The following is a 22,060-nucleotide window of genomic DNA, read 5'->3' as shown; positions in this document are numbered from 1 at the left end:
GAAATGTCCATCGGATTGTCTTACTTCCTTCAAGACTTTATTTGGTCGATCGGATATTTTTCACACATCCATAAACTAAAACAATCAATTAACACATGAAAAGAAAATTGCGCATGGGTATGGTGGGAGGTGGTCTGACTTCTTTTATCGGACCTGTACACCGTAAAGCAGCTGGTATTGACGGAGAAATTGAACTTGTCTGTGGAGCGTTCAGCGTGGTTCCGGGAGAGTCGAAAGCAACGGGTGAAGCACTTTACCTGAACCCGAACCGGGTATATGAAACCTACCAGGAGATGTTCGAGAAGGAGGCTAAACTACCGGCCAGCGAGCGCATGGATTTTGTATCGGTTGTTACTCCGAATCACGTTCACTTCGGTCCCTCTAAGATGGCACTCGAGCACGGCTTTCACGTAATCGTTGAAAAGCCCATCGCCTTTTCATTGAAAGAAGCAGAAACGCTGAAGAAGATTGTCGATAAGACAGGCCTGATATTAGGACTTACACATACCTATACCGGTTATCCGCTTGTGAAGGAAGCGCGCAACATGGTGGCTGCCGGTAAACTCGGTGAAATCAGAAAAGTATTTGTAGAATATCCGCAAGGATGGTTGTCAACACTGCTGGAGAAATCCGGAAATGCGCAGGCTTCCTGGAGAACAGACCCCAAGCAATCGGGCATGGGCGGTGCAATCGGTGATATCGGTACACACGCTGCGAACCTCGCAGAGTATATCACCGGGTTGAAAATTACAGAAGTATGTGCCATGCTCAATACCGTAGTAAAAGGCCGTCACCTCGATGACGACAGCTCGATGCTGATCCGTTTCGAGAACGGTGCATCCGGTATATTGATGGCAACACAGGTTGCTGCTGGTGAAGAGAATAACCTCAACATTCGTATTTACGGAGAGAAGGGTGGTATCGAATGGAAACAGATGGAGCCTAACACACTCGTAGTAAAATGGCTGGGCAAACCGATGGAGATCGTTCGTGCAGGACAATCGTATTTGTCAGACGATGCAAAAGCGTTTACCCGTACACCGGCCGGTCACCCCGAAGGATACCTGGAAGCATTCGCCAATATATACCGCGCATTCACAAGAGCAGTTCGCGATTTCAAACCGGGTAAAAAAATAAACTATGCCAAGTACGACTTCCCTGATGTAGAAGATGGTGTACGCGGAATGAACTTTGTACAAACCGTAGTAAAATCAGCGACTTCAAACAAGAAGTGGACACCGTTGAAGTAGCCGCTGGCTTCAGGCCGCTAGCTGCTGGAATTAAAGGCCCTAACAGAAAGCGTAAAACTGAAAGTAAAAACGCTAATGGTAGTACAACGACTAGCAGCTAGAGGCTAGTAGCTAGCAGCTGATTTTAAATAGCTATAAACTGCGAGACGGATTATAGCTGAAAGTAAAACGGTAACGGTAGTACAAACGACTAGCAGCTGGCAGCTAGAAGCCAGCAGCTTGAAAAAAAGCGTACAGCTTATTTAAACAAACGAGCACCAAAAGGAAATGAAAACGATAAAAGGTCCTGCGATATTTCTGGCGCAGTTCATGGGCGATCAACCGCCATTTGATAATTTGAAGACAATCTGCAAGTGGGCAGCTTCTTTAGGATATGCAGGTGTACAGATCCCTACGTGGGATGCGCGCTGCATCGACCTGAAGCAGGCAGCCGAGAGTAAAGATTATTGTGATGAATGGAAAGGAATCATAGAATCATGTGGCTTGCAGGTAACGGAACTTTCCACGCACTTGCAGGGACAACTGGTGGCAGTACATCCCGCATACGATGATCTTTTTGACGGCTTTGCACCGAAAGAACTTCGTGGCAATCCGAAAGAGCGCACGGCATGGGCAATAGAGCAACTGAAGTATGCAGCCAAGGCAAGTGAGAATTTAGGATTGACAGCGCATGCTACATTCTCCGGTGCACTCATGTGGCATACTGTATATCCATGGCCACAACGCCCTGCGGGATTAGTGGAAGATGGATTTGCTGCACTGGCGAAACGCTGGCTGCCTATACTTAATGCATTTGACAAATCCGGTGTTGATGTTTGCTACGAAATACACCCGGGCGAAGACCTGCACGATGGTATAACCTTCGAGCGCTTCTGGGAAGCTACCGGTAAACACGAGCGCTGCAACCTGCTATACGATCCAAGTCACTTTGTATTGCAGCAACTCGATTATCTGCAGTATATAGATTTCTATCACGACTTCATCAAGATGTTCCATGTAAAGGATGCCGAGTTCAATCCTACCGGAAAGAGCGGTGTATACGGAGGCTACCAGGATTGGATCGACCGTCCGGGGAGATTCCGTTCGCTGGGTGACGGACAAGTGGATTTCAAATCCATCTTCAGTAAACTTACGCAATATGGTTTTGATGGCTGGGCTGTGCTCGAATGGGAGTGCTGCATGAAGCACCCCGAACAAGGTGCTGCCGAAGGAGCTCCGTTCATTAAGAGTCACATTATCCGTGCAACAGACAAAACGTTTGACGATTTTGCAGCTACGGGAAAAGATCAGAAATTCAACAAGAAAGTTCTAGGAATATAAACGCTACTAAAAACGAAAAACAGAAATGAAAAAACTATTTGTCCTCATTGCCCTGGTTGGAATGGCAAGCTTCTCGCTTACATCATGCGGATCAAAAAAAGAAGAAAAGAAAGAAGAGGCTGATGCGTATAGCGATTACGAAAAAGCAGATGACAAGAAAGAAGAATCTGCAGCTTCATCATCGTCTGCAGAAGACCTGATCGCGCAAGGCCAGGCGCTGGTAGATGCAAGTGATTGCAAAACCTGCCATCACCCTACAAACAAAATCGTAGGACCATCTCATACCGATGTAGCGAAGAAATATGAGTTTACCAAAGCCAACGTAACAATGCTTGCCAACAAGATCATTAACGGTGGAAGCGGTAACTGGGGCGAGATACCCATGTCGCCACACGCAGATATATCACAGGCCGATGCTGAAAAGATGGCAATGTATGTATTGTCGCTCGATGGCGAGAAACCAAAAGATTAATCAGCCGCAAGGCATCAGATTTTACAACCAATCAGTCAGTTAACCCGGGAATGTCCATCTTCATTTTGTTGTATGGACATTTCTTTTCATCCACTTAAACCCAAACCCGATGAAACGTTTCTGGACGCTCGCAGTGATGATGTTTATGATACTATCTTCTTCCGATAGCTTTTCGCAGAACAAATTGACACCGGCAGAGTCGAAAGCCGGATGGAAACTTCTTTTTGATGGAACCAGCACAAAAGGATGGCATGTGTATAACAAATCATCCAACGGTGCCGCCTGGAAAATTGCCGATGGTGAATTATACCTCGATGCGTCAGCCAAAGAAGGGAGAGGCGACCTCGTTACCGATAGTGAATATGAGAATTACGAACTTACATTAGAATGGAAAGTGAGTGCCTGTGCGAACAGCGGCATTCTGTTCAATGTAGTGGAAGATGCTAAATATGCACATGTATACCTCACCGGTCCGGAAATGCAGGTGCTGGATAACAGCTGCCATCCGGATGCAAAAATTAACAAGCACCGCGCAGGCGATCTTTACGACCTGATTGCATGCTCTACAGAAACTGTAAAGCCTGCCGGTGAATGGAATGAAGTAAAGATCATTTCCAAAAACAGTCACTACGAGTTCTGGCTCAACGGAACAAAAGTAGTGACCTTCACCATGCACGATGCTGCATGGGATGAAATGGTAAAGAACAGCAAGTTCAAGTCGATGCCTGACTTTGGAAAAGCAAAGAAGGGCCACATCGCACTTCAGGATCATGGCGATAAGGTTTCCTTCCGAAACATCAGGATCCGGGAACTGAAATAAATATTAATATAATGCCTGTGTAGCCTCTATATACAGGCCTTTTAATTCCACTATATATATGAAGCATTCCAGTATTGCTATACTATTACTGTTTTGCCTGGTATTTTCATGCAAACAGGAAAGACCCCGTGTCCTTGTTTTCTCCAAAACAAAAGGCTATCGCCACGAATCGATCAGCACCGGCAAGGTGAAGCTGATAGAACTTGGCGCGAAGAATAACTTTGACGTGGATACAACGGAAGATGCCAGCGCATTTACGGATGAAAATCTGAAGAAATATAGCGCGGTAATTTTTCTGAACACCACACAGGATGTACTCAACCTGCAACAGCAGGGATATTTTAAACGCTTTATACAAGCGGGCGGAGGATTTGTAGGTGTACACGCTGCCGCAGATACCGAATACGAATGGCCGTGGTATGGCCGCCTGGTGGGAGCGTACTTCAAAAGCCATCCGCACATACAGGATGCTACACTAAAGAAAGTAAAGCCTTTTGGCTCCGGTACTTTACCCGATTCGTGGACTCGTAAAGATGAGTGGTATAATTACCGGAATATATCCGATAGCATTCATGTAATCTATAACCTGGATGAAACTTCGTACCAGGGTGGACAGAATGGAAGTAATCACCCGATAGCCTGGTATCACGAGTTTGATGGCGGCCGCGCGTTCTATACGGGCATGGGCCACACCCATGAAAGTTATTCAGACTCACTCTACATGCAACACTTGCTGGATGGCATTCAGTATGCTATAGGCGAAAGCAAACTCGATTATGCAAAGGCCACCGCGAAAGTAGCTCCGGAAGACAATCGCTTTACCAAGACGGTGCTTGACTTTAACCTCAACGAACCTACTGAAATGGTGGTGCTGAACGATAAGCGCATCATTTTCGCAGAGCGCAAAGGCGATATAAAACTGTACGATCCGAAGGACGGCAAAGTAAAGGTGATCAACACGTTGAATATAGGTACCAAGTTCGAAGACGGTGTGATGGGGTTAACGACCGATCCCGGCTTCGATCAGAACCATTGGCTATATATATACTATGCACATCCTGAGAAATCGGAGAATATACTCTCGCGCTTTACGTTTACCGGCGATAAGATCGACATTGCTTCCGAGAAAATAATGATTGAAGTGCCTACACAACGCGAGAGCTGCTGCCATACCGGCGGTTCACTCGCGTTTGATGCAAACGGCAATCTCTTCCTATCAACGGGTGATAATACCAATCCGTGGGAATCGAAAGGATATAGCCCTTCCGATGAGCGCCCCGGACGCGGTCCGTATGATGCACAGAAATCAGCATCTAACACCAACGATCTGCGCGGTAAAATTCTGCGCATTCACCCGGAGCCCGATGGGAGCTATACCATTCCCGAAGGAAACCTGTTTGCCAAAGGAGAACCACAAACACGTCCGGAGATATATGTGATGGGCTGTAGAAATCCGTATCGTATTTCAATCGATCAAAAGACCGGAACGTTGTTCTGGGGAGAAGTTGGCCCGGATGCCGGTGAGCCGGATTCACTGCGTGGCCCGCGTTCATACGATGAGATCAACATGGCAACAAAAGCCGGTAATTTTGGGTGGCCTTATTTTGTAGGCAAAAATTTCGCGTATTCAAAATATGACTATGCCACCGGTAAAGTTGGTGCGTGGTGGGATCCCGCCAAACCAATCAACGAATCAATAAACAATACCGGTAAGCACGAGCTTCCTCCGGCTCAACCGGCATTGATATATTATCCGTATGCCAAGTCGGAAGAGTTTCCGATGTTGAAAGAAGGTGGACGCAACGCCATGGCCGGACCGATTTATTACAGTGATCAGTATAAAGGTATATCCACTGCGTTTCCGGATTACTTTGATGGTAAACTGATCGCCTATGACTGGATGCGCAACTGGATCTTCCTGGTAAGCCTGGATGCAAACGGAGCGATAGCAGACATGGAGCCATTTATGGCCGATACGCAATTCAGTAACATTATAGACATGGCGTTTGGTCCGGATGGTAAACTATATATGATTGAATACGGTACCAAGTGGTTCTCTCAAAACCTTGATGCACGGTTGGTGCGGATCGATTACAACGGAGGCAATCGCACACCGGTAGCGAAACTTACTGCAGATAAAACATCAGGCGCTGCACCGCTTACAGTAAACTTCTCCAGCAAAGGCAGTATGGATTATGACACCGGCGATAAACTTGCTTACGTACTGGAAGCAGGAGGGAAGACCTATACTTCAAACGACACAGCCTTTACCGTTACGTTCGATAAACCGGGTGTATATAACGTAAAGCTTAACGTTACTGACGACAAAGGCAACAGCCATGCAGCAACTACCAAAATACTGGTAGGCAACGAACCTCCGGTAATTACCGCGAGCCTAACCGAAGGAAACAAGACATTCTATTTCCCTGATACCAAAGTGAAATATAGCGTGAAGGTGTCTGACAAAGAAGACGGCTCCACTACGGATGGTACCATTAAAGAAGATGCTGTAACGGTATCATTCGATTTCCTGAAAGGTTTTGATATGGCCCAAATAGCACAGGGACACCAGATGCCTTCGGCCGAGTTACCGGGAAAAGCACTGATCGCGAAGAGTGATTGTAAATCGTGCCACATCATCGATCAGCGTTCTGCAGGGCCAAGCTATAAAGAAGTGGCGGCCCGGTATAAAACACAGACCGATGCCATCGACCGGCTCGCGATCAAGATCATTAAAGGTGGTGCCGGTATATGGGGTGATACGGAAATGGCAGCACACCCGCAGGTGAGTGTAGAAGATGCCAAAGAAATGGTACGCTATATTTTATCGCTGTCTGATGAAAAACCTGTGAAAAAACTTCCTCTGAATGGCGTAGTCACCACGGGAAAAGAAACGCAGGGAGCATACCTGCTCACGGCATCGTATCATGACAAAGGTGCGAATAGTATACCTTCCATTGGCTCGACTGCCACACTGATGCTGCGCAGCCCGATGTTGAAGGCGGATGAAGCTACCGATCTTCACCTGGTGCGCGTATTTCGCTGGGGAGGAAACGTTGGATTCGAAAATGTGAAGCATACCGCGCATGCTGCCTTCGCGAAACTTGATCTTGCCGGAGTGAAGCGCGCCAAAGTATATCCGTATCTTGGTGATGATCAGGTAGGAGGAACGATCGAGATACACCTTGACAAGCCCGATGGAAAACTTCTTGGTAAAGCAAATGCATCCGGAAAGGGATTGCAACCGCAAACCATTAATCTCGAACCTTTAACCGGATATCACGATTTATACATTGTCTTTCGAAATGAGAGTGCAAGAGACAAATCTTTGTTTTACTTTGGAGGTATCGAATTGTTGAACAAGTAGCCTATTTCTAAACCTATAACCATGAAAAGAAGAGAATTTGTACAAACAGCATCGTTCGCAGCTGCGGGTCTGCTCTCCCTGCCAACATTTCTGGCAGCCGGTAAAGTAAATGCCGCGACTCTCGGACTTCAACTCTACTCACTGCGCGACAGCATTCCCAATGATCCTAAAGGTGTATTGCAAAAAGTAGCGAGCTTCGGTTATAAAGAACTGGAGACGTACAGCTATAAAGACAGCAAGATATTCGGAATGGATTTCATGGAGTTCGGCAAGTATGTGAAGAGCCTTGGCATGAAAGTTACCAGTGGCCACTACGGTTGGGATATTGTACGCGGCAACTGGGAGCAGGCGGTAAAAGATGCCAAAGCCATTGGTCAATCGTATATGGTTGTACCCTGGATTGCCCAGGAAGAGCGCGGCTCTATCGCGAGCTTCAAAAAACTTTGTGGCGAATTGAATAAAGCCGGAGAGATATGCAACAAGCATGGCATCCGTCTGGGGTATCATAACCACGCTTTTGAATTTGATAAAGTAGATGGTCAGGTACCTTACGATGTAATGCTGGCCGAGCTTGACCCTAAGAAAGTATCCATGGAGATGGATATCTTCTGGGTAGTAAATGCCGGTTATGACCCGATCAAATATTTTGAAAAATATCCCGGCCGCTTTGAGCAATGGCACGTAAAGGATATGAACAAAGAAGATCGCAATAAGAATGCAGACGTAGGTACAGGTTCGATCGACTGGAAACCTATCTTCGCGAAAGCCAAGCAGTCAGGTTTGAAACATTACTACGTGGAGCAGGAATCGTATCCTGGGGCGCCTATCGACAGCGTGGCAGCCTGCGCTAAATATTTGAAGACCATCCTATAATTTGTTTTTTGTTTACAGGTCGGAATGTCGGGCGATAACGCCCGACATTTTTTGTTTTATAGCGGCTACTCGTTTACATTGAACCCGTTTTACAACCACGATTCACCATGCGAGTAGTTAATTTCCTGCTGGCCATCATGTTCCTCGGCTTTGCATTCGTTCAACTCAATGACCCTGACCCTGTAATCTGGATACTCATCTATGGCGTGATGGCCGTAACGTGCGTCATGGCCATGTTTCATTACTACTCCCGCAAGGTGTTGCTGGCGCTCATGGTTATTTATGCTGCCTATAGCATTATCTATATTCCGGGAGTAATTGAGTGGCTCAACAGCAGCAACCGGGTTGAGCTCTTCGATGATGTGGCTAAAATGAATCACTTGTACATCGAAGAGTCGCGCGAATTCCTCGGACTTATGATTTGCATTGCAGTGCTGGTGTGGTATTACTTCCGCGCGCGTAAAAAGCATTAATATTTTGCAGACCGGCATTGCTTTACAAAAGTGCATTTATCGCGATAGTCCCTCTCCTTACTCATATCTAATTAGTATATTCAGGTCTTTATGAGAAGTATCCTACTATGCCTTTTTACAGCGGTTGTGCTGGCAAGCTGTTTAAAATCAAAAGAGAAGATTCCGTCAGTTATACCTATGGAGAAATCGTCCGGTAAGATAGTAATATACCAAATCATGACCCGCCTGTTCGGGAACAAAACCACTACGAACAAACCTTTTGGAACAATAGAAGAAAATGGCGTAGGCAAATTCAATGATATAAATCCGGCAGCGCTAAAATCAATCAAAGCCCTGGGTGCCACGCATGTGTGGTATACCGGAGTGATTGAACATGCTGTGCTTACTGATTATACCCAATTCGGTATACCGCTGGATGATGCCGATGTGGTGAAAGGAAGAGCCGGTTCGCCCTATGCTATTAAAGATTATTATGATGTTGATCCGGACCTGGCGACCGATGTTCCGAATCGCATGAAAGAGTTTGAGAGCCTTGTTGATCGTACACACGCGGAAGGTTTGAAGGTGGTCATCGACTTTGTGCCGAACCATGTGGCACGCGCCTATAAATCAGACAGGAAACCAGCGGGTGTAAAAGACCTCGGTGAGACAGATGATAAACATGTGGCGTTTACCGCTTCGAATAACTTTTATTATTTACCGGGACAGTCGTTTCAGGTGCCGCAAGACTACAAGCCACTCGGTAACAATACATTCCCGACACTCGATGGTAAATTTGAAGAGACGCCCGCAAAAGTTACCGGCAATAATCAGTTCACGGCGAGTCCTGGTATAAATGAATGGTTTGAAACCGTGAAACTCAATTACGGTGTCGATATACAGAACGGAGGTAAAACCTATTTCGATCCGGTACCCGATACCTGGGTAAAAATGAAAGACATTCTGTTGTTCTGGGCTTCCAAAAAAGTAGATGGTTTCCGCTGTGATATGGCAGAGATGGTGCCGGTAGAATTCTGGCATTGGGTTATACCACAAGTGAAAGCTGTAAATCCTGAGATCATCTTTATTGCCGAGATCTATAATCCTGGTCAGTATGCAAACTATATACAGGCCGGTCGCTTTGATTTTTTATACGACAAAGTTCAGTTGTACGATACGCTGCGCCTGATGGTGCAAGGTAAACGCGGTACAGACGATATTCATGCCGTGCGCCAGACGCAGGAAGGTATACATGAAAACATGCTGCACTTCCTGGAGAATCATGATGAGCAGCGTATTGCCTCTCCATATTTTGCGGGCGATCCATGGAAAGCCGTTCCTGCCATGGTAGTGAGTGCTACACTCGACAACGGCCCGGTAATGATATACTTCGGGCAGGAAGTAGGAGAGCCCGGTGCCGGTTCTGCCGGTTTCCAGAACAACGATGGTCGCACAACCATCTTTGATTACTGGGGCGTGCCGTACCATCAGCATTGGATGAATGGTGGTAAGTTCGATGGCGATTCGCTGTCATTGGAACAAAAGCAGTTGCGTTCCTTCTATAGCGATCTGCTGAACCTGGCTTCGAAAAATCCTGCGATCGTTTCGGGTGGATATATAGACCTGACGGCCTCCAATATAGCAGCCGGTAATTTTACCAGTCAGGTGCATGCATTTCTTCGCTATGAAGGGGAAGAGCGCCTGCTGATTGTTACAAGCTATAACCCGGAACCGATGGATATAAAAGTAACGATATCGAAAGATATATTCCAGCAGATAGGACTTGACCCGACCGGCAGCTATATAGCGCGCGACCTTTTGTGGCGTGAAGCAGAGGTAGGATTCGATGCGAATGGAACGTTTTCATTGCATCTGAAACCCTATAGCTCCTATATCTTCAAGATCAAATAACAGAAAACATAGCCGATACACAGTTGTTAAAGAGAATATTATGCAAGACAACAGAGGACAATCGAGGGTAATTATAGAGAATGTGCAGCCGCAGGTGGAGGGTGGTTTGTATCCGGCCAAGCGCACCGTGGGCGAACGTGTAGATGTAACGGCCGATATATTTGGTGATGGTCACGATCACATTCGTGCACACGTGTTGTACAAGAAAGAAGGCGATGCAGCCTGGACAACGGTAGAGATGCAGCACATCATGAACGATCTGTGGAAAGGCTTCTTCCACGTGCAGCAGAGAGGGCTATACCTGTTTACCGTGGTTGCGTGGGTCGATCATTTTGAAACGTGGTACGATGGATTCAAAAAGAAAGCAGCCGCCAGCGTGGATGTGAAAGTAGAGTTACTCGAAGGCATCGTGATGCTGAAGAAACTGGCAGGTGATAAAAATAACGAACTGCTGCAGGCAGCAAAGAAACTCGAAGCGCCCTATATAGCCGCAGTAGAATATGTATTGAGTGAAGAGTTCAAAGAGATCGTACACCACTATCCGCTCATTGAATTTGAAACGCAGTATGAGAAGACATTGCCCGTGGTAGTTGAGTTTAAAAAAGCAAACTACTCTTCGTGGTACGAACTGTTTCCGCGCTCGGCATCGCTTGATGGCGGGCATGGCACATTTCACGATGTAGTAAAGCTGCTGCCGCGCATTGCATCCATGGGATTTGATGTACTCTATTTGCCTCCTATACATCCCATCGGGAAAGTAAATCGTAAGGGAAAGAACAACAGCGTTACCTCGCAGCCGGGTGAGCCCGGATCTCCGTGGGCTATTGGCAGTGACGAAGGCGGGCACAAAGCCATACATGCCGAGCTCGGCACATTGCAAGATTATAAACACCTCATTACCGAGGCAAAGAAGCATCACATCGATATAGCGCTTGATCTGGCGTTTCAATGTGCACCCGATCATCCGTATGTAAAAGAACATCCGCAGTGGTTCAAGCAACGGCCGGATGGCACTATTCAATATGCCGAGAATCCTCCCAAGAAATACCAGGATATATACCCGTTCAATTTTGAAACAGACGATTGGATGGCATTGTGGCAGGAACTAAAATCCGTAATCACATTCTGGATCGATCAGGGAGTACAAATATTCCGGGTCGATAATCCGCACACCAAACCGATACCTTTCTGGCAGTGGGCTATCGCAGAGGTAAACAAGCTATATCCCGACATTATCTTTTTGTCGGAAGCCTTTACGCGTCCCAAGATCATGGCATCGCTGGGTAAAATCGGCTTTACACAATCCTATACTTATTTTACGTGGCGGGTAAGCAAGGCAGAGATTATAGAGTATATGAGTGAGCTGGTGTACGGCCCTTCGCGCAATTACTTCCGCCCGAACTTCTGGCCCAATACACCGGATATACTTCCGTATCATTTGCAGCACCAGGGTGAGAATATATTTATCATCCGCCTGGCGCTGGCTGCTACGCTATCGTCCAACTATGGTATATATGGGCCGGCCTATGAGTTTTATGACAATGTGCCCATGCAGGGCAAAGAAGAATACTACGACTCGGAGAAGTATGAAATAAAGACGCACGACTGGAAGCGCACCAACCGGATGACCGACATCATCACCATCATTAACCAGGCGCGTAAAAATCATGCAGCACTACAGTCAACATGGAATATACAGTTTTGCTTTATCGAGAACGCCAACCTGCTGGCATACCTCAAAGCAACAGACGATCTCTCCAGTATTATACTTGTAGTGGTAAACCTCGATCAGCACAACCGGCAGTCCGGGTACGTGCAAATACCAAAACAGCGCCTGGGATTGTCCGATAAAATTAATTTGAAGCTTCACGATCTGATGACGGATGAGCATTATACCTGGACACAGGAGTGGAATTATGTTGAGATCGATCCCTATAAAATGCCGTTCCATCTGTTTAAAATAGAAGTACACGAATCCTATATGTAACGCATGAGTACACCGATCAAATCCGGAGAACCTCTTTGGTTTAAAGACGCCATCTTTTACGAACTATCTGTGCGTGCCTTTTATGATAGTAACGGCGATGGTATTGGTGATTTTCCCGGACTTATACAGAAGCTCGACTACCTGGAAGATCTTGGTATAAATACCCTCTGGCTGCTTCCGTTCTATCCGTCACCCCTGAAAGATGATGGCTTTGATGTAACCGACCACACCGATGTTCATCCGGATTACGGTACGCTGGCCGACTTCAAGCAATTTTTAAAAGAGGCACATCGCAGAGGTATACGGGTTATCACTGAATTGATTCTCAATCATACCTCCGATCAGCACCCGTGGTTCAAGCGTTCGCGCAAGGCAAAGGCAGGTTCGCGCTATCGCGATCTGTATGTATGGAACGATACACCGGATAAGTATAAAGAAGCACGCGTGATGTTCTCCGATTCAGAAGCTTCGAACTGGACGTGGGATACGGAAGCCCGTGCGTACTACTGGCATCGCTTCTATCGTCATCAACCCGAGCTGAACTTCGAAAATGCCGAAGTACAAATGGAGATGATCAAGGTGGTTGACTTCTGGATGAAGATGGGTGTGGATGGATTTCGTCTGGGCTCCGCGGCATTTCTCTTCGAAGAGGAGGGCACGAACTGCGAGAATCTTCCGCAAACACACGTGTTTCTCAAGAAGCTGCGTGCACACATCGATAAGAATTATAAAGATAAAATACTGATCGCGGAAGCGAACCTGTGGCCCGAAGATGCCGCCACTTATTTTGGTGGGGGCGAAGAGTGCCACATGAATTTTAACTTCCCGCTTATGCCGCGCATGTTCCTGGCGTTGCGTACTGAAGACAGTTACCCGATTGTAGACATTATTGAACAGACTCCGGATACACCTTCCAACTGCCAGTGGGTAGTATTTTTGCGTAACCACGATGAGCTTGGCCTCGAGATGGTAACGGAAGAAGAGAAGGATTATTTGCTGAAAGCCTATGCGAGCGATTCCAACTCGAAGGTAAATACCGGTATACGCAGACGGCTTGCGCCAATGCTGAACAACGACCGCCGAAAGATCGAGTTATTATATACTATATTATTCTCGCTGCCCGGCACTCCTGTAATATACTATGGTGATGAGATCGGCATGGGCGATAATATATACCTGGGCGATCGCTCCGGTGTGCGCACGCCCATGCAGTGGAACATGAACCTCAATGCCGGTTTCTCCACGGCTAATCCGCAGCGCTTGTTTCTACCCATTATTACCGATCCTATCTATAGACACGAATCGGTGAACGTATCGACACAGGATGAAAATCCTTCCTCGTTGTTGTGGTGGATCAAGCATGTAATTGCCATGCGCAAACGCCTGAATATATTCGGTCGCGGCACCATGAAGTTCATCGAGAGTAATAATGCCAAAGTGCTGGCCTTTGCACGCACCGATGAGAAGCAACGTATCATTGTGGTAGCGAACCTCTCTCAATTTTCACAGGCTGCTACTTTGAATCTTTCCGAGTTCAGAGATTGTGAAATGACCGAGGCATTTAGCCAGAACCGCTTCATGAATGTGGAGGAAGGCGACTATGATATTACCATTGGTCCGTATGGATACTTCTGGTTTCAGGCCGATACTGCAGAGAAGAAAGAGAAGGCCGATGCCAGCGGAGAGTTACCGCTCATCAAGAGCGATCTGTCGTGGGAGCGCCTGCTGGATAACTATAACGAAATGCGAAACTTCGAGCGGAAGATATTGCCACCGTTCATGAAGAAGTGTCGCTGGTTTGGTGGCAAAGCCAAAGTCATCAGCAAGATCGCTATACACAAAATGATACCGGTAAAGGTAGAAGGCGATACGCATTACCTTACTATCATTGAAGTGCACTATGTGCAACGATTGCCCGAGCTATATTTTCTGCCACTCACGTTTGTTCCTTCCGATAGTATACTCGAGCGTGTTGAATATACCGTGCAGAGCGTAGTGTGTCGCGCAGAGATACAAGGCAAGTCCGGCTTTATCATGGACAGCAGCTATGATAAAGTGTTCCGCGATTTTCTGTTTATGGGCATGGAGAAAGAAATGCGCCTGAAAGATGACGAGGGAGGCGAGCTTGAATTTAACTCGAGCGTGTTTGCCAAGCTGGACAAGAATAAGAAGGTGGATTCAAAGATACTCAAGACCGATCAGAGCAATACGGCTATCATTTACAACGATCAGTACTTCTTCAAGTTCTATCGCAAGCTGGAGAAGGAGATCAATCCTGATCTTGAAATTATACGCTTCCTGTCGGAACATACAACGTTTCAACATTGCCCCAAATATGCGGGCAGCATCGAGTATCACGACAACGAAGGTAAAACTATTGTATTCGGCTTGTTGCAGGAGAAAGTGGAGAACCAGGGCGAAGCGTGGGCGATGTCTGTGGATTCTGTGGGACGTTTCTACGAGCGTGTTATGGCCAAGGCCAAAACCGTAAAGCTGCCTAAGCTCATTAACAAGTCGGCTATAAAATTTGAAGAGTCGCCCGAGATCATACAGGAATTTATAGGGCGAGGTTTTTACGAACGCATTGTTCGCTTGGGACAACGCACCGCGGAGATGCACATGGCGCTGGTGTCTGATGCATCGAACCCGGCCTTTGCTACCGAGAAATTCAGCGCCAACTACCAGCGGTCTATGTACTCATCGCTGCGAAAAATGGTGCGCGATCGCTTTAGCCTGTTGGAAACCACACTTCCTAAACTTGATCCGCAGATACAGGAGCTCGGCAAGAAGGTGCTGGCTCTGGAAGACAAGATCCTCGAATGCTTCAGCGAAATATACCAGACCAAGATCAGCGCCGTAAAGACGCGCATCCATGGTGACTATCACCTGGGGCAAGTGTTGTTTACCGGTAAAGATTTTGTGATTATCGACTTTGAAGGCGAACCGGGACTTTCGTTTAGTGAAAGAAGACTCAAGCGCAGTCCGCTCAAAGATGTAGCCGGCATGATGCGTTCCATTCACTATGCCGCGTTCGGTAAAATTCTGCTCAATGAAAATTACCGCGACCGCGATCTCGAGTTCCTCGAAGCGTGGGCAGAGCAGTGGCAACATTATATTGGCCGCTATTACCTGGGCGCCTACATGGAACGCATGGGAATGGGCACGGTATTATCGGAGGAAGATGATATACTGCTGCGAACCTTCCTGCTGGAGAAAGCAATCTACGAACTGGGGTACGAACTCAACGGCAGGCCCGACTGGACGGTGATCCCGCTGCGCGGTATATATTACCACATGAAGCGTTTCCAGGAAGAGAAAGAGGAGAGGAGAAAGTCTAAAGTCTGAAGTTCAAGGTTCAAAGTTCAATGTTCAAAGTTCAAGGGATGTTGAACTCCAAAGCCTGAAACCTTAAACTTTGAACTTTAAACCTTGAACTTTTAAACCTTGAACCCGAAACCCGTAACTTGAAAAATATGACGAAGAAAACGAAAACAGTGGATAACAACGCGTTTAGTTTGTTTACAGAATATGATATACACCTGTTCAGGTCGGGTAAGCATTTCAGGCTATATCAGAAACTGGGTTCACACTTTGTGAGCAATGGCGATAGTACCGGAACATATTTCGCAGTGTGGGCACCCAATGCCCGCGCAGTATCGGTAATCGGTAACTTCAATCATTGGAAAGATAATGTACATCGCCTCAATCCGCGATGGGATCACTCCGGTATATGGGAGTGTTTCTTCCCGGATGTACAGCATGGCGAAGCCTATAAATATGCTATACATTCCAACACCGGAGAATTTCTGGAGAAGGCCGATCCGTTCGGAGCCTATTTTGAAACCCCTCCGCGTACAGCATCCATTGTATGGGAACCGAAGTATGACTGGAAGGATGATGAATGGCTGAAGACGCGTAAACAAAAAGCCGGCAAGCCTCAGCCATATTCCGTATATGAAGTACACATGGGGTCATGGAGAAGAAAGGCAGAAGAAAATAACCGTTCACTTTCCTATCCCGAGATGGCGCAGGAGATGGTGGCGTATGTAAAAGACATGGGCTTTACACACGTGGAGTTTCTGCCGGTAATGGAACACCCGTTCTATGGCTCATGGGGATACCAGATCACAGGATATTTTGCACCCACGAGCCGTTATGGTAGCCCCGAAGATTTTATGTACCTGGTAGATTGCTTTCATCAGGCAGGTATAGGCGTTATACTCGATTGGGTGCCCTCGCATTTTCCGGGAGATGTACACGGGCTCTATAAATTTGACGGAACGTTTTTGTTCGAACATGCCGATCCGCGCAAGGGATTTCACCCCGACTGGAAGAGCTATATATTCAACTACGGTCGCAATGAAGTAAGGTCATTCCTCATCAGCAATGCACTCTTCTGGCTCGATCGCTATCACATAGACGGGCTCCGTGTTGATGCTGTAGCCTCCATGCTATACCTGGATTACTCCCGCAATGCCGGTGAGTGGATACCGAATCAATACGGCAGCAATGAAAATATAGAAGCCATCACCTTCCTGAAAGAGATGAACGAAGTGGTATATGGTAATTATCCCGATGCCATAACCATAGCCGAAGAGTCAACCTCGTGGACGGGCGTATCGCGTCCTACCTTTTTAGGGGGACTTGGTTTTGGGCAAAAGTGGATGATGGGATGGATGCACGATACACTGCATTACTTCAAGGAAGATCCGATCAACCGGAAGTACCATCAGAATGAAATTACCTTCAGCATCATGTATGCTTTTACCGAGAACTTCATGTTACCCTTGTCGCACGATGAAGTGGTGCACGGTAAAGGCTCATTACTCGGAAGAATGCCCGGCGATGAGTGGAAGAAGTTCGCGAACCTTCGCTTGTTGTTTACTTATATGTATACCCATCCCGGAAGCAAGCTGTTGTTCATGGGCGGAGAGTTCGGCCAGTCTGCAGAGTGGAGTCACGAGCGAAGCCTTGACTGGCATTTATTGCAGTACAATGTTCACAAAGGTGTGCAAGTACTGTTACGTGAGCTTAACGCGTTTTACAAGCAGGAGCCTGCGCTATATCTGCATGCATTTGAGCAGAAAGGATTTCAATGGATTGACTATGGCGATCGCGACAATAGCGTGATGGCCTACCAGCGACTGGGCGATCGCGCAGAAGATTTGCTCGTTATCGTTTGCAATTTTACTCCCGAGGTGCGTCATCATTATCGTATAGGCGTGCCGTATCGCGGGCAGTGGCGCGAAGTATTCAATTCCGATGCCAGCCGGTTTAATGGCAGCGATGTAATAAATTCGGGGTTAATTACCACTTCTCCGGTTAAATATCATGGGCAGGATTATTCCATTTCACTAACTTTACCACCGCTCGCGGTTTCTATATGGAAACTCGACAAGGCTGTACGAGAGTTTGAATTGGAAGATATCGGCACGTGACCGTTATTCAATATACGTTAATTGTTATTAGTTAATCGTTGGGTGTATAGTAGGTGCGATTTTGTGATGATGATCTCTTGTATGCCACGGATAACGAATAACGATTAACCGATAACGGATTTGGAAAAGTATATCTGTATTCACGGACATTTCTATCAACCACCCCGTGAAAACGCCTGGCTTGAGGCAATTGAAGTTCAGGATTCAGCGCATCCCTACCACGACTGGAATGAACGCATTTCTGCAGAATGCTATGGGCCCAATGCTGCCTCGCGCATTCTCAACGAAAAGGGCGTTATCAAAAATATCATTAACAACTATTCCAAGATCAGCTTTAACTACGGCGCTACACTGCTTTCGTGGATGCAGGCTTACGATCGCGAAACCTACGATGCCATCATCGAAGCGGACAAGGAAAGTATAAAAACATTCAGCGGTCATGGCTCAGCGATAGCACAGGTATATAATCATATTATACTGCCGCTTGCCAACAGTCGCGATAAGGAAACGCAGATTGTATGGGGTATCCGCGATTTCGTTCATCGCTTTGGCCGCATGCCCGAAGGTATGTGGCTCGCAGAAACTGCGGTGGATATGGAGTCGCTGGAATTGATGGCATCGCACGGCATCAAGTTTACCATACTTGCACCGCGCCAGGCAAAGTCAATCCGCAAGATCGGAGATTTACTCTGGACGGGTGTTACTACCGAGAGCATCGATACGCGCAGGCCCTATCGCTGCAAACTTCCTTCCGGCAAAAGTATAGCGTTGTTCTTTTACGATGGACATATAGCACAAGGCGTTGCCTTTGACGGGCTACTTTACGATGGAAAAAAATTCGCCGATCGTTTACTCGGTGCCTTCGATGAACGCAGCGATTCTGCTCAACTGATACACATCGCTACCGATGGCGAAACCTACGGGCATCACCACAAGCATGGTGATATGGCGCTGGCCTATTGCCTCGATCATATAGAACGCAATACGCAATGCAATCTTACCAACTACGCCGAGTTCCTTGCAAAACATCCGCCGGTATATGAAGCGGAGATACATGAGAACAGTTCGTGGAGCTGCGTGCACGGCGTGGAGCGCTGGCGCGATAACTGCGGCTGTAACTCAGGCGGCAAACCAACCTGGCATCAACGCTGGCGGAAGCCGTTACGCGAAGCACTCGACTGGCTGCGCGATGAGCTTGCGCTGATCTATGTACGTGAAGCTTCCAAGGTATTGAAAGATCCGTGGAAGGCGCGGCAGGACTATATCAATGTAATTCTGGAACGCAGCGATGAAAACATACGCAAGTTCGTGAAAGAGCATTGCATCCGCGATGTGGAACAGAACCGCGTACTGCGCCTCATGGAAGTGCAGCGAAATGCCATGCTGATGTATACCAGTTGCGGCTGGTTCTTTGATGAAATCTCCGGTATAGAAACCACGCAGATCATGCAATACGCATGTCGTGCGATACAGTTGGTAAGCCAGATCAGCGAGACCAACCTCGAAGAAGAATTTTTGCACAGACTGGCAGCAGCGCCCAGCAATATAGCTTCGCTTGAAAACGGTGCACAGGTATACAGAAAGTATGTGCTGCCATCGAAGACGAACCTGCAGCGCGTAGGTATGCACTATGCGGTGGCTTCCATCTTTGAAGAAGACCCGGAGTCGTTTCCGGTGTTTAACTATACTACACAGAACGAAATCTTTATTCGCAAGGAAGCCGGGGAGCAGCGGCTTGTAGTAGGCGTAACCAAAGTACGCTCGAATGTTACCCGCTCTGAAAAGAAGTTTGCTTTTGCGGTGATCTACATGGGGCAGCATAACATCATCGGCAATATATCGCTGGATATGGATACCGAAATATTTGCCAGCATGCAGACCGGGATTGTAAAGGCATTTGAAGAAGGCAGGCTGGGCGATATTATCGGGCTGATGCAAACATACTTTGGCCCCGAGAAGCACACCATCTGGCAACTCTTCCAGGATGAAAAACGCAAGGTGTTCAACCTCATCACGCAGCAAAGTATGAACGACCTGGAAGAGTCGCTGCGAAGGATATACAATCGTGATTATCCGTTGGTAAATGCACTGGCTAACAATGATACGCCGATACCCAATGCGTATCGCACTACATTCGAATATATACTCAATGCCGACCTGGTGCGCTGTTTCCAGACGGAGAAGATCAATATACGGCAGGTAGAGCGCATCATGACGGAACTTTCCAAATGGAAGCTGAACATTGAAGATACCGACAAGGTAGAAAGACTCGCGGGCGACAGTATATTTAAAGAACTGAGACGCATTCATGCCGAGGGGCAAACCATTAAACGCATTGAGCGACTGAACCGTCTGTTTCCATTGCTGCGCAACTTCAAGATATACCCGAACCTGCACAAAACACAGAACCTGTATTTTGAAATGTCGGTGCAGAGTAAAGAGCACAACGGCCATACCGCAGAGTGGATCAAGCAGTTCAGCCTGTTGGGCGATAACCTGGGCGTGAAAGTAGAATAGTTGCAATCCCCGAAGTATATCGCTAATTTTTGAACGTGAATGCACCTGAAGCTCTGTCCACGTTCAGAAAAAGAGCAGCGATGGCCGTCATCATACTGTTGACTATACATACGCTGCTATGGGTATATTTCATCATTACGCCCCGGAGCTACCCGTTGCACCAATCGAAAGTTGCCAAAGTATACGAACGCCTGTTCCTGATCGGGCCGTTCTTTAAGGAAGAGCGCATCGGCGTTTCCCCCGATCTGTACATCCGCTGTAAATCGGATACTACCTGGTCGCCCTATACCAATTATGGCATGAACTTCATGCATGCCTATTATGCTGCATCCTGGCGTTACAATCAGCTTCAGCAAAATACCCTGCTCCGTCATTTTACCCGCATGGCTTATCGCACCACGGGTAAAGATATAACGGCTGCCTTACCCTCTGCCGCGTTCTGCCGGTTGAATACATTTATTCAGAAAGAGCTCGTTGCCGCTAAAGCTGTTGATTCGATACAGTTGGTATATATATTCCATGCATACGCAAAGGAACAACAGACTTTTAAAACAGATACAGTCTGGAACGTAACGTTTAATCCCCACACCGTTTGTGCATCCCGATAATCTTATAACAAAACTATCGGCAGACTTTCACCAGCGGAAGGCCGTTACCATTTTCTGTAAAACGCTGCTGTGCTTCACCCTGTTTAAAATAATATTCCTCTGGAAAATATGCATCACCATTGTTGCGTATCAGCATTTCTCATGGCCGCGCTCATGGGTAGGTAAGATCATTTTCCTGCCATCGGTGCTGGCCGGCGATCATCTTCATATTGTATATAGTGCCTTTCTGGTTTTGCTGATAGTGGGAATTATTGTTCCATGGAATTATTTCTCGGCTATTCTACACTTCTGGATCGTGGCCAACCTGTATCGCATTACGCTGCCGATCACGAGTGGGGCAGACCAGGTGCATTTTATGATCTCGCTGGCGATGATCGGTATGGCAGCCACACCACGCGCTTGCAATGCACGTTGGCAGGCATTGCAGGTAATAGTCTACAACGTCACGGTGTTTACAGTGCAGTGCATTATTGTGAGTATATATTTACTTTCCGGGTGGGATAAGCTGATCACGCCATCGTGGCGAACAGGCGAGGCGTTTCGCATGATCGCAAACCTGCAGTACATGATTCATCCGGTCGTACAGCCTTTGCTAAACAACAGCACGGTAAATTTCATACTGGCCTGGACTACGATTGTATTCGAGCTTGCTTTTGTGATGATGGTATGGTTCAGAAAGACACGGTTGCCAATACTTGGCATTGGTATACTTTTTCACCTCATCATTGCGGTGGCGTTGAACCTGTATGGATTCTCGCTGATCATGATCCTGTCGTACATGATCTTCCTTAAAGATGAAGATTACGAAAACATCCTGGTCCCGTTTAAACGGACTTCCCGTAAATAAAAATTCTCAACGGAGCAGATTGCCTGTGATAGAACCTGCAAACAGATTGGATTTGCAGTGAGCATTACGTGATGAATTGTACAAAAAAGTAACAATCATAAAATTGTATCTATATAGAAAAGTTACCATTATGAAAAATCGGTCCATCAGACGGTCTTTTATGCCGTAAATATAGTGATGACAGAAAAGTGATACAGG

Annotated in this window: 14 protein-coding genes; all 14 read left to right on the top strand. The window is 46.9% G+C overall.

The features are described from left to right. Window positions 1–95 precede the first annotated feature (95 nt). The 14 genes from V7Q33_RS16235 (at window position 96) to V7Q33_RS16170 (ending at window position 21,862) form a co-directional block, all read left to right on the top strand. Complete coding sequence (locus tag V7Q33_RS16235) at window positions 96–1,250, top strand: Gfo/Idh/MocA family protein (protein ID WP_333820499.1); 1,155 nt, start codon at window positions 96–98, stop codon at window positions 1,248–1,250. 267 nt (window positions 1,251–1,517) lie between these two features. Then, window positions 1,518–2,570, top strand: coding sequence for a sugar phosphate isomerase/epimerase family protein (locus V7Q33_RS16230; RefSeq protein ID WP_331980372.1), 1,053 nt, complete (start codon window positions 1,518–1,520; stop codon window positions 2,568–2,570). Between the two features lie 25 nt (window positions 2,571–2,595). Then, window positions 2,596–3,042, top strand: coding sequence for a c-type cytochrome (locus V7Q33_RS16225; RefSeq protein WP_331980374.1), 447 nt, complete (start codon window positions 2,596–2,598; stop codon window positions 3,040–3,042). A 109-nt stretch (window positions 3,043–3,151) separates the two neighbouring features. After that, window positions 3,152–3,862, top strand: coding sequence for a 3-keto-disaccharide hydrolase (locus tag V7Q33_RS16220; protein ID WP_331980376.1), 711 nt, complete (start codon window positions 3,152–3,154; stop codon window positions 3,860–3,862). 58 nt (window positions 3,863–3,920) lie between these two features. Next, window positions 3,921–7,229, top strand: coding sequence for a ThuA domain-containing protein (locus V7Q33_RS16215; RefSeq protein WP_333820498.1), 3,309 nt, complete (start codon window positions 3,921–3,923; stop codon window positions 7,227–7,229). Between the two features lie 21 nt (window positions 7,230–7,250). After that, a complete protein-coding gene (locus V7Q33_RS16210; RefSeq protein ID WP_331980379.1) occupies window positions 7,251–8,102 on the top strand; it encodes a sugar phosphate isomerase/epimerase family protein in 852 nt (283 codons plus the stop codon). A gap of 107 nt (window positions 8,103–8,209) precedes the next feature. Further along, on the top strand, window positions 8,210–8,575 hold the full coding sequence (locus V7Q33_RS16205) for a transmembrane 220 family protein (protein WP_331980381.1): 366 nt from the start codon (window positions 8,210–8,212) through the stop codon (window positions 8,573–8,575). Window positions 8,576–8,665: 90 nt separating this feature from the next. Further along, window positions 8,666–10,465, top strand: coding sequence for an alpha-amylase family protein (locus V7Q33_RS16200; protein ID WP_331980383.1), 1,800 nt, complete (start codon window positions 8,666–8,668; stop codon window positions 10,463–10,465). A 40-nt stretch (window positions 10,466–10,505) separates the two neighbouring features. Beyond that, window positions 10,506–12,452 (top strand): alpha-1,4-glucan--maltose-1-phosphate maltosyltransferase, encoded by a 1,947-nt coding sequence (locus V7Q33_RS16195; RefSeq protein ID WP_333820497.1) that lies wholly within the window; start codon window positions 10,506–10,508, stop codon window positions 12,450–12,452. Between the two features lie 3 nt (window positions 12,453–12,455). After that, window positions 12,456–15,797, top strand: a complete 3,342-nt coding sequence (treS, locus tag V7Q33_RS16190) for a maltose alpha-D-glucosyltransferase (protein ID WP_333820496.1) — start codon at window positions 12,456–12,458, stop codon at window positions 15,795–15,797. A gap of 128 nt (window positions 15,798–15,925) precedes the next feature. Then, window positions 15,926–17,890 carry a 1,4-alpha-glucan branching protein GlgB gene (glgB, locus tag V7Q33_RS16185; RefSeq protein ID WP_333820495.1) on the top strand — a complete coding sequence of 655 codons (1,965 nt, stop codon included), beginning with the start codon at window positions 15,926–15,928 and terminating at the stop codon, window positions 17,888–17,890. Between the two features lie 120 nt (window positions 17,891–18,010). Beyond that, window positions 18,011–20,407, top strand: a complete 2,397-nt coding sequence (locus V7Q33_RS16180; RefSeq protein WP_331980391.1) for a DUF3536 domain-containing protein — start codon at window positions 18,011–18,013, stop codon at window positions 20,405–20,407. Window positions 20,408–20,487: 80 nt separating this feature from the next. Beyond that, window positions 20,488–21,015: a hypothetical protein gene (locus V7Q33_RS16175; RefSeq protein WP_333820494.1), complete on the top strand. Its 528-nt coding sequence runs from the start codon at window positions 20,488–20,490 to the stop codon at window positions 21,013–21,015. Then, window positions 21,002–21,862, top strand: a complete 861-nt coding sequence (locus tag V7Q33_RS16170) for an HTTM domain-containing protein (RefSeq protein ID WP_333820493.1) — start codon at window positions 21,002–21,004, stop codon at window positions 21,860–21,862. Before V7Q33_RS16175 ends, V7Q33_RS16170 begins: the two co-directional genes overlap by 14 nt. Window positions 21,863–22,060 lie beyond the last annotated feature (198 nt).

This window comes from Ohtaekwangia sp., from assembly GCF_036786105.1.
Lineage (GTDB): Bacteria > Bacteroidota > Bacteroidia > Cytophagales > Cyclobacteriaceae > Ohtaekwangia.
This window is presented reverse-complemented; position numbering and strand designations above follow the sequence as displayed.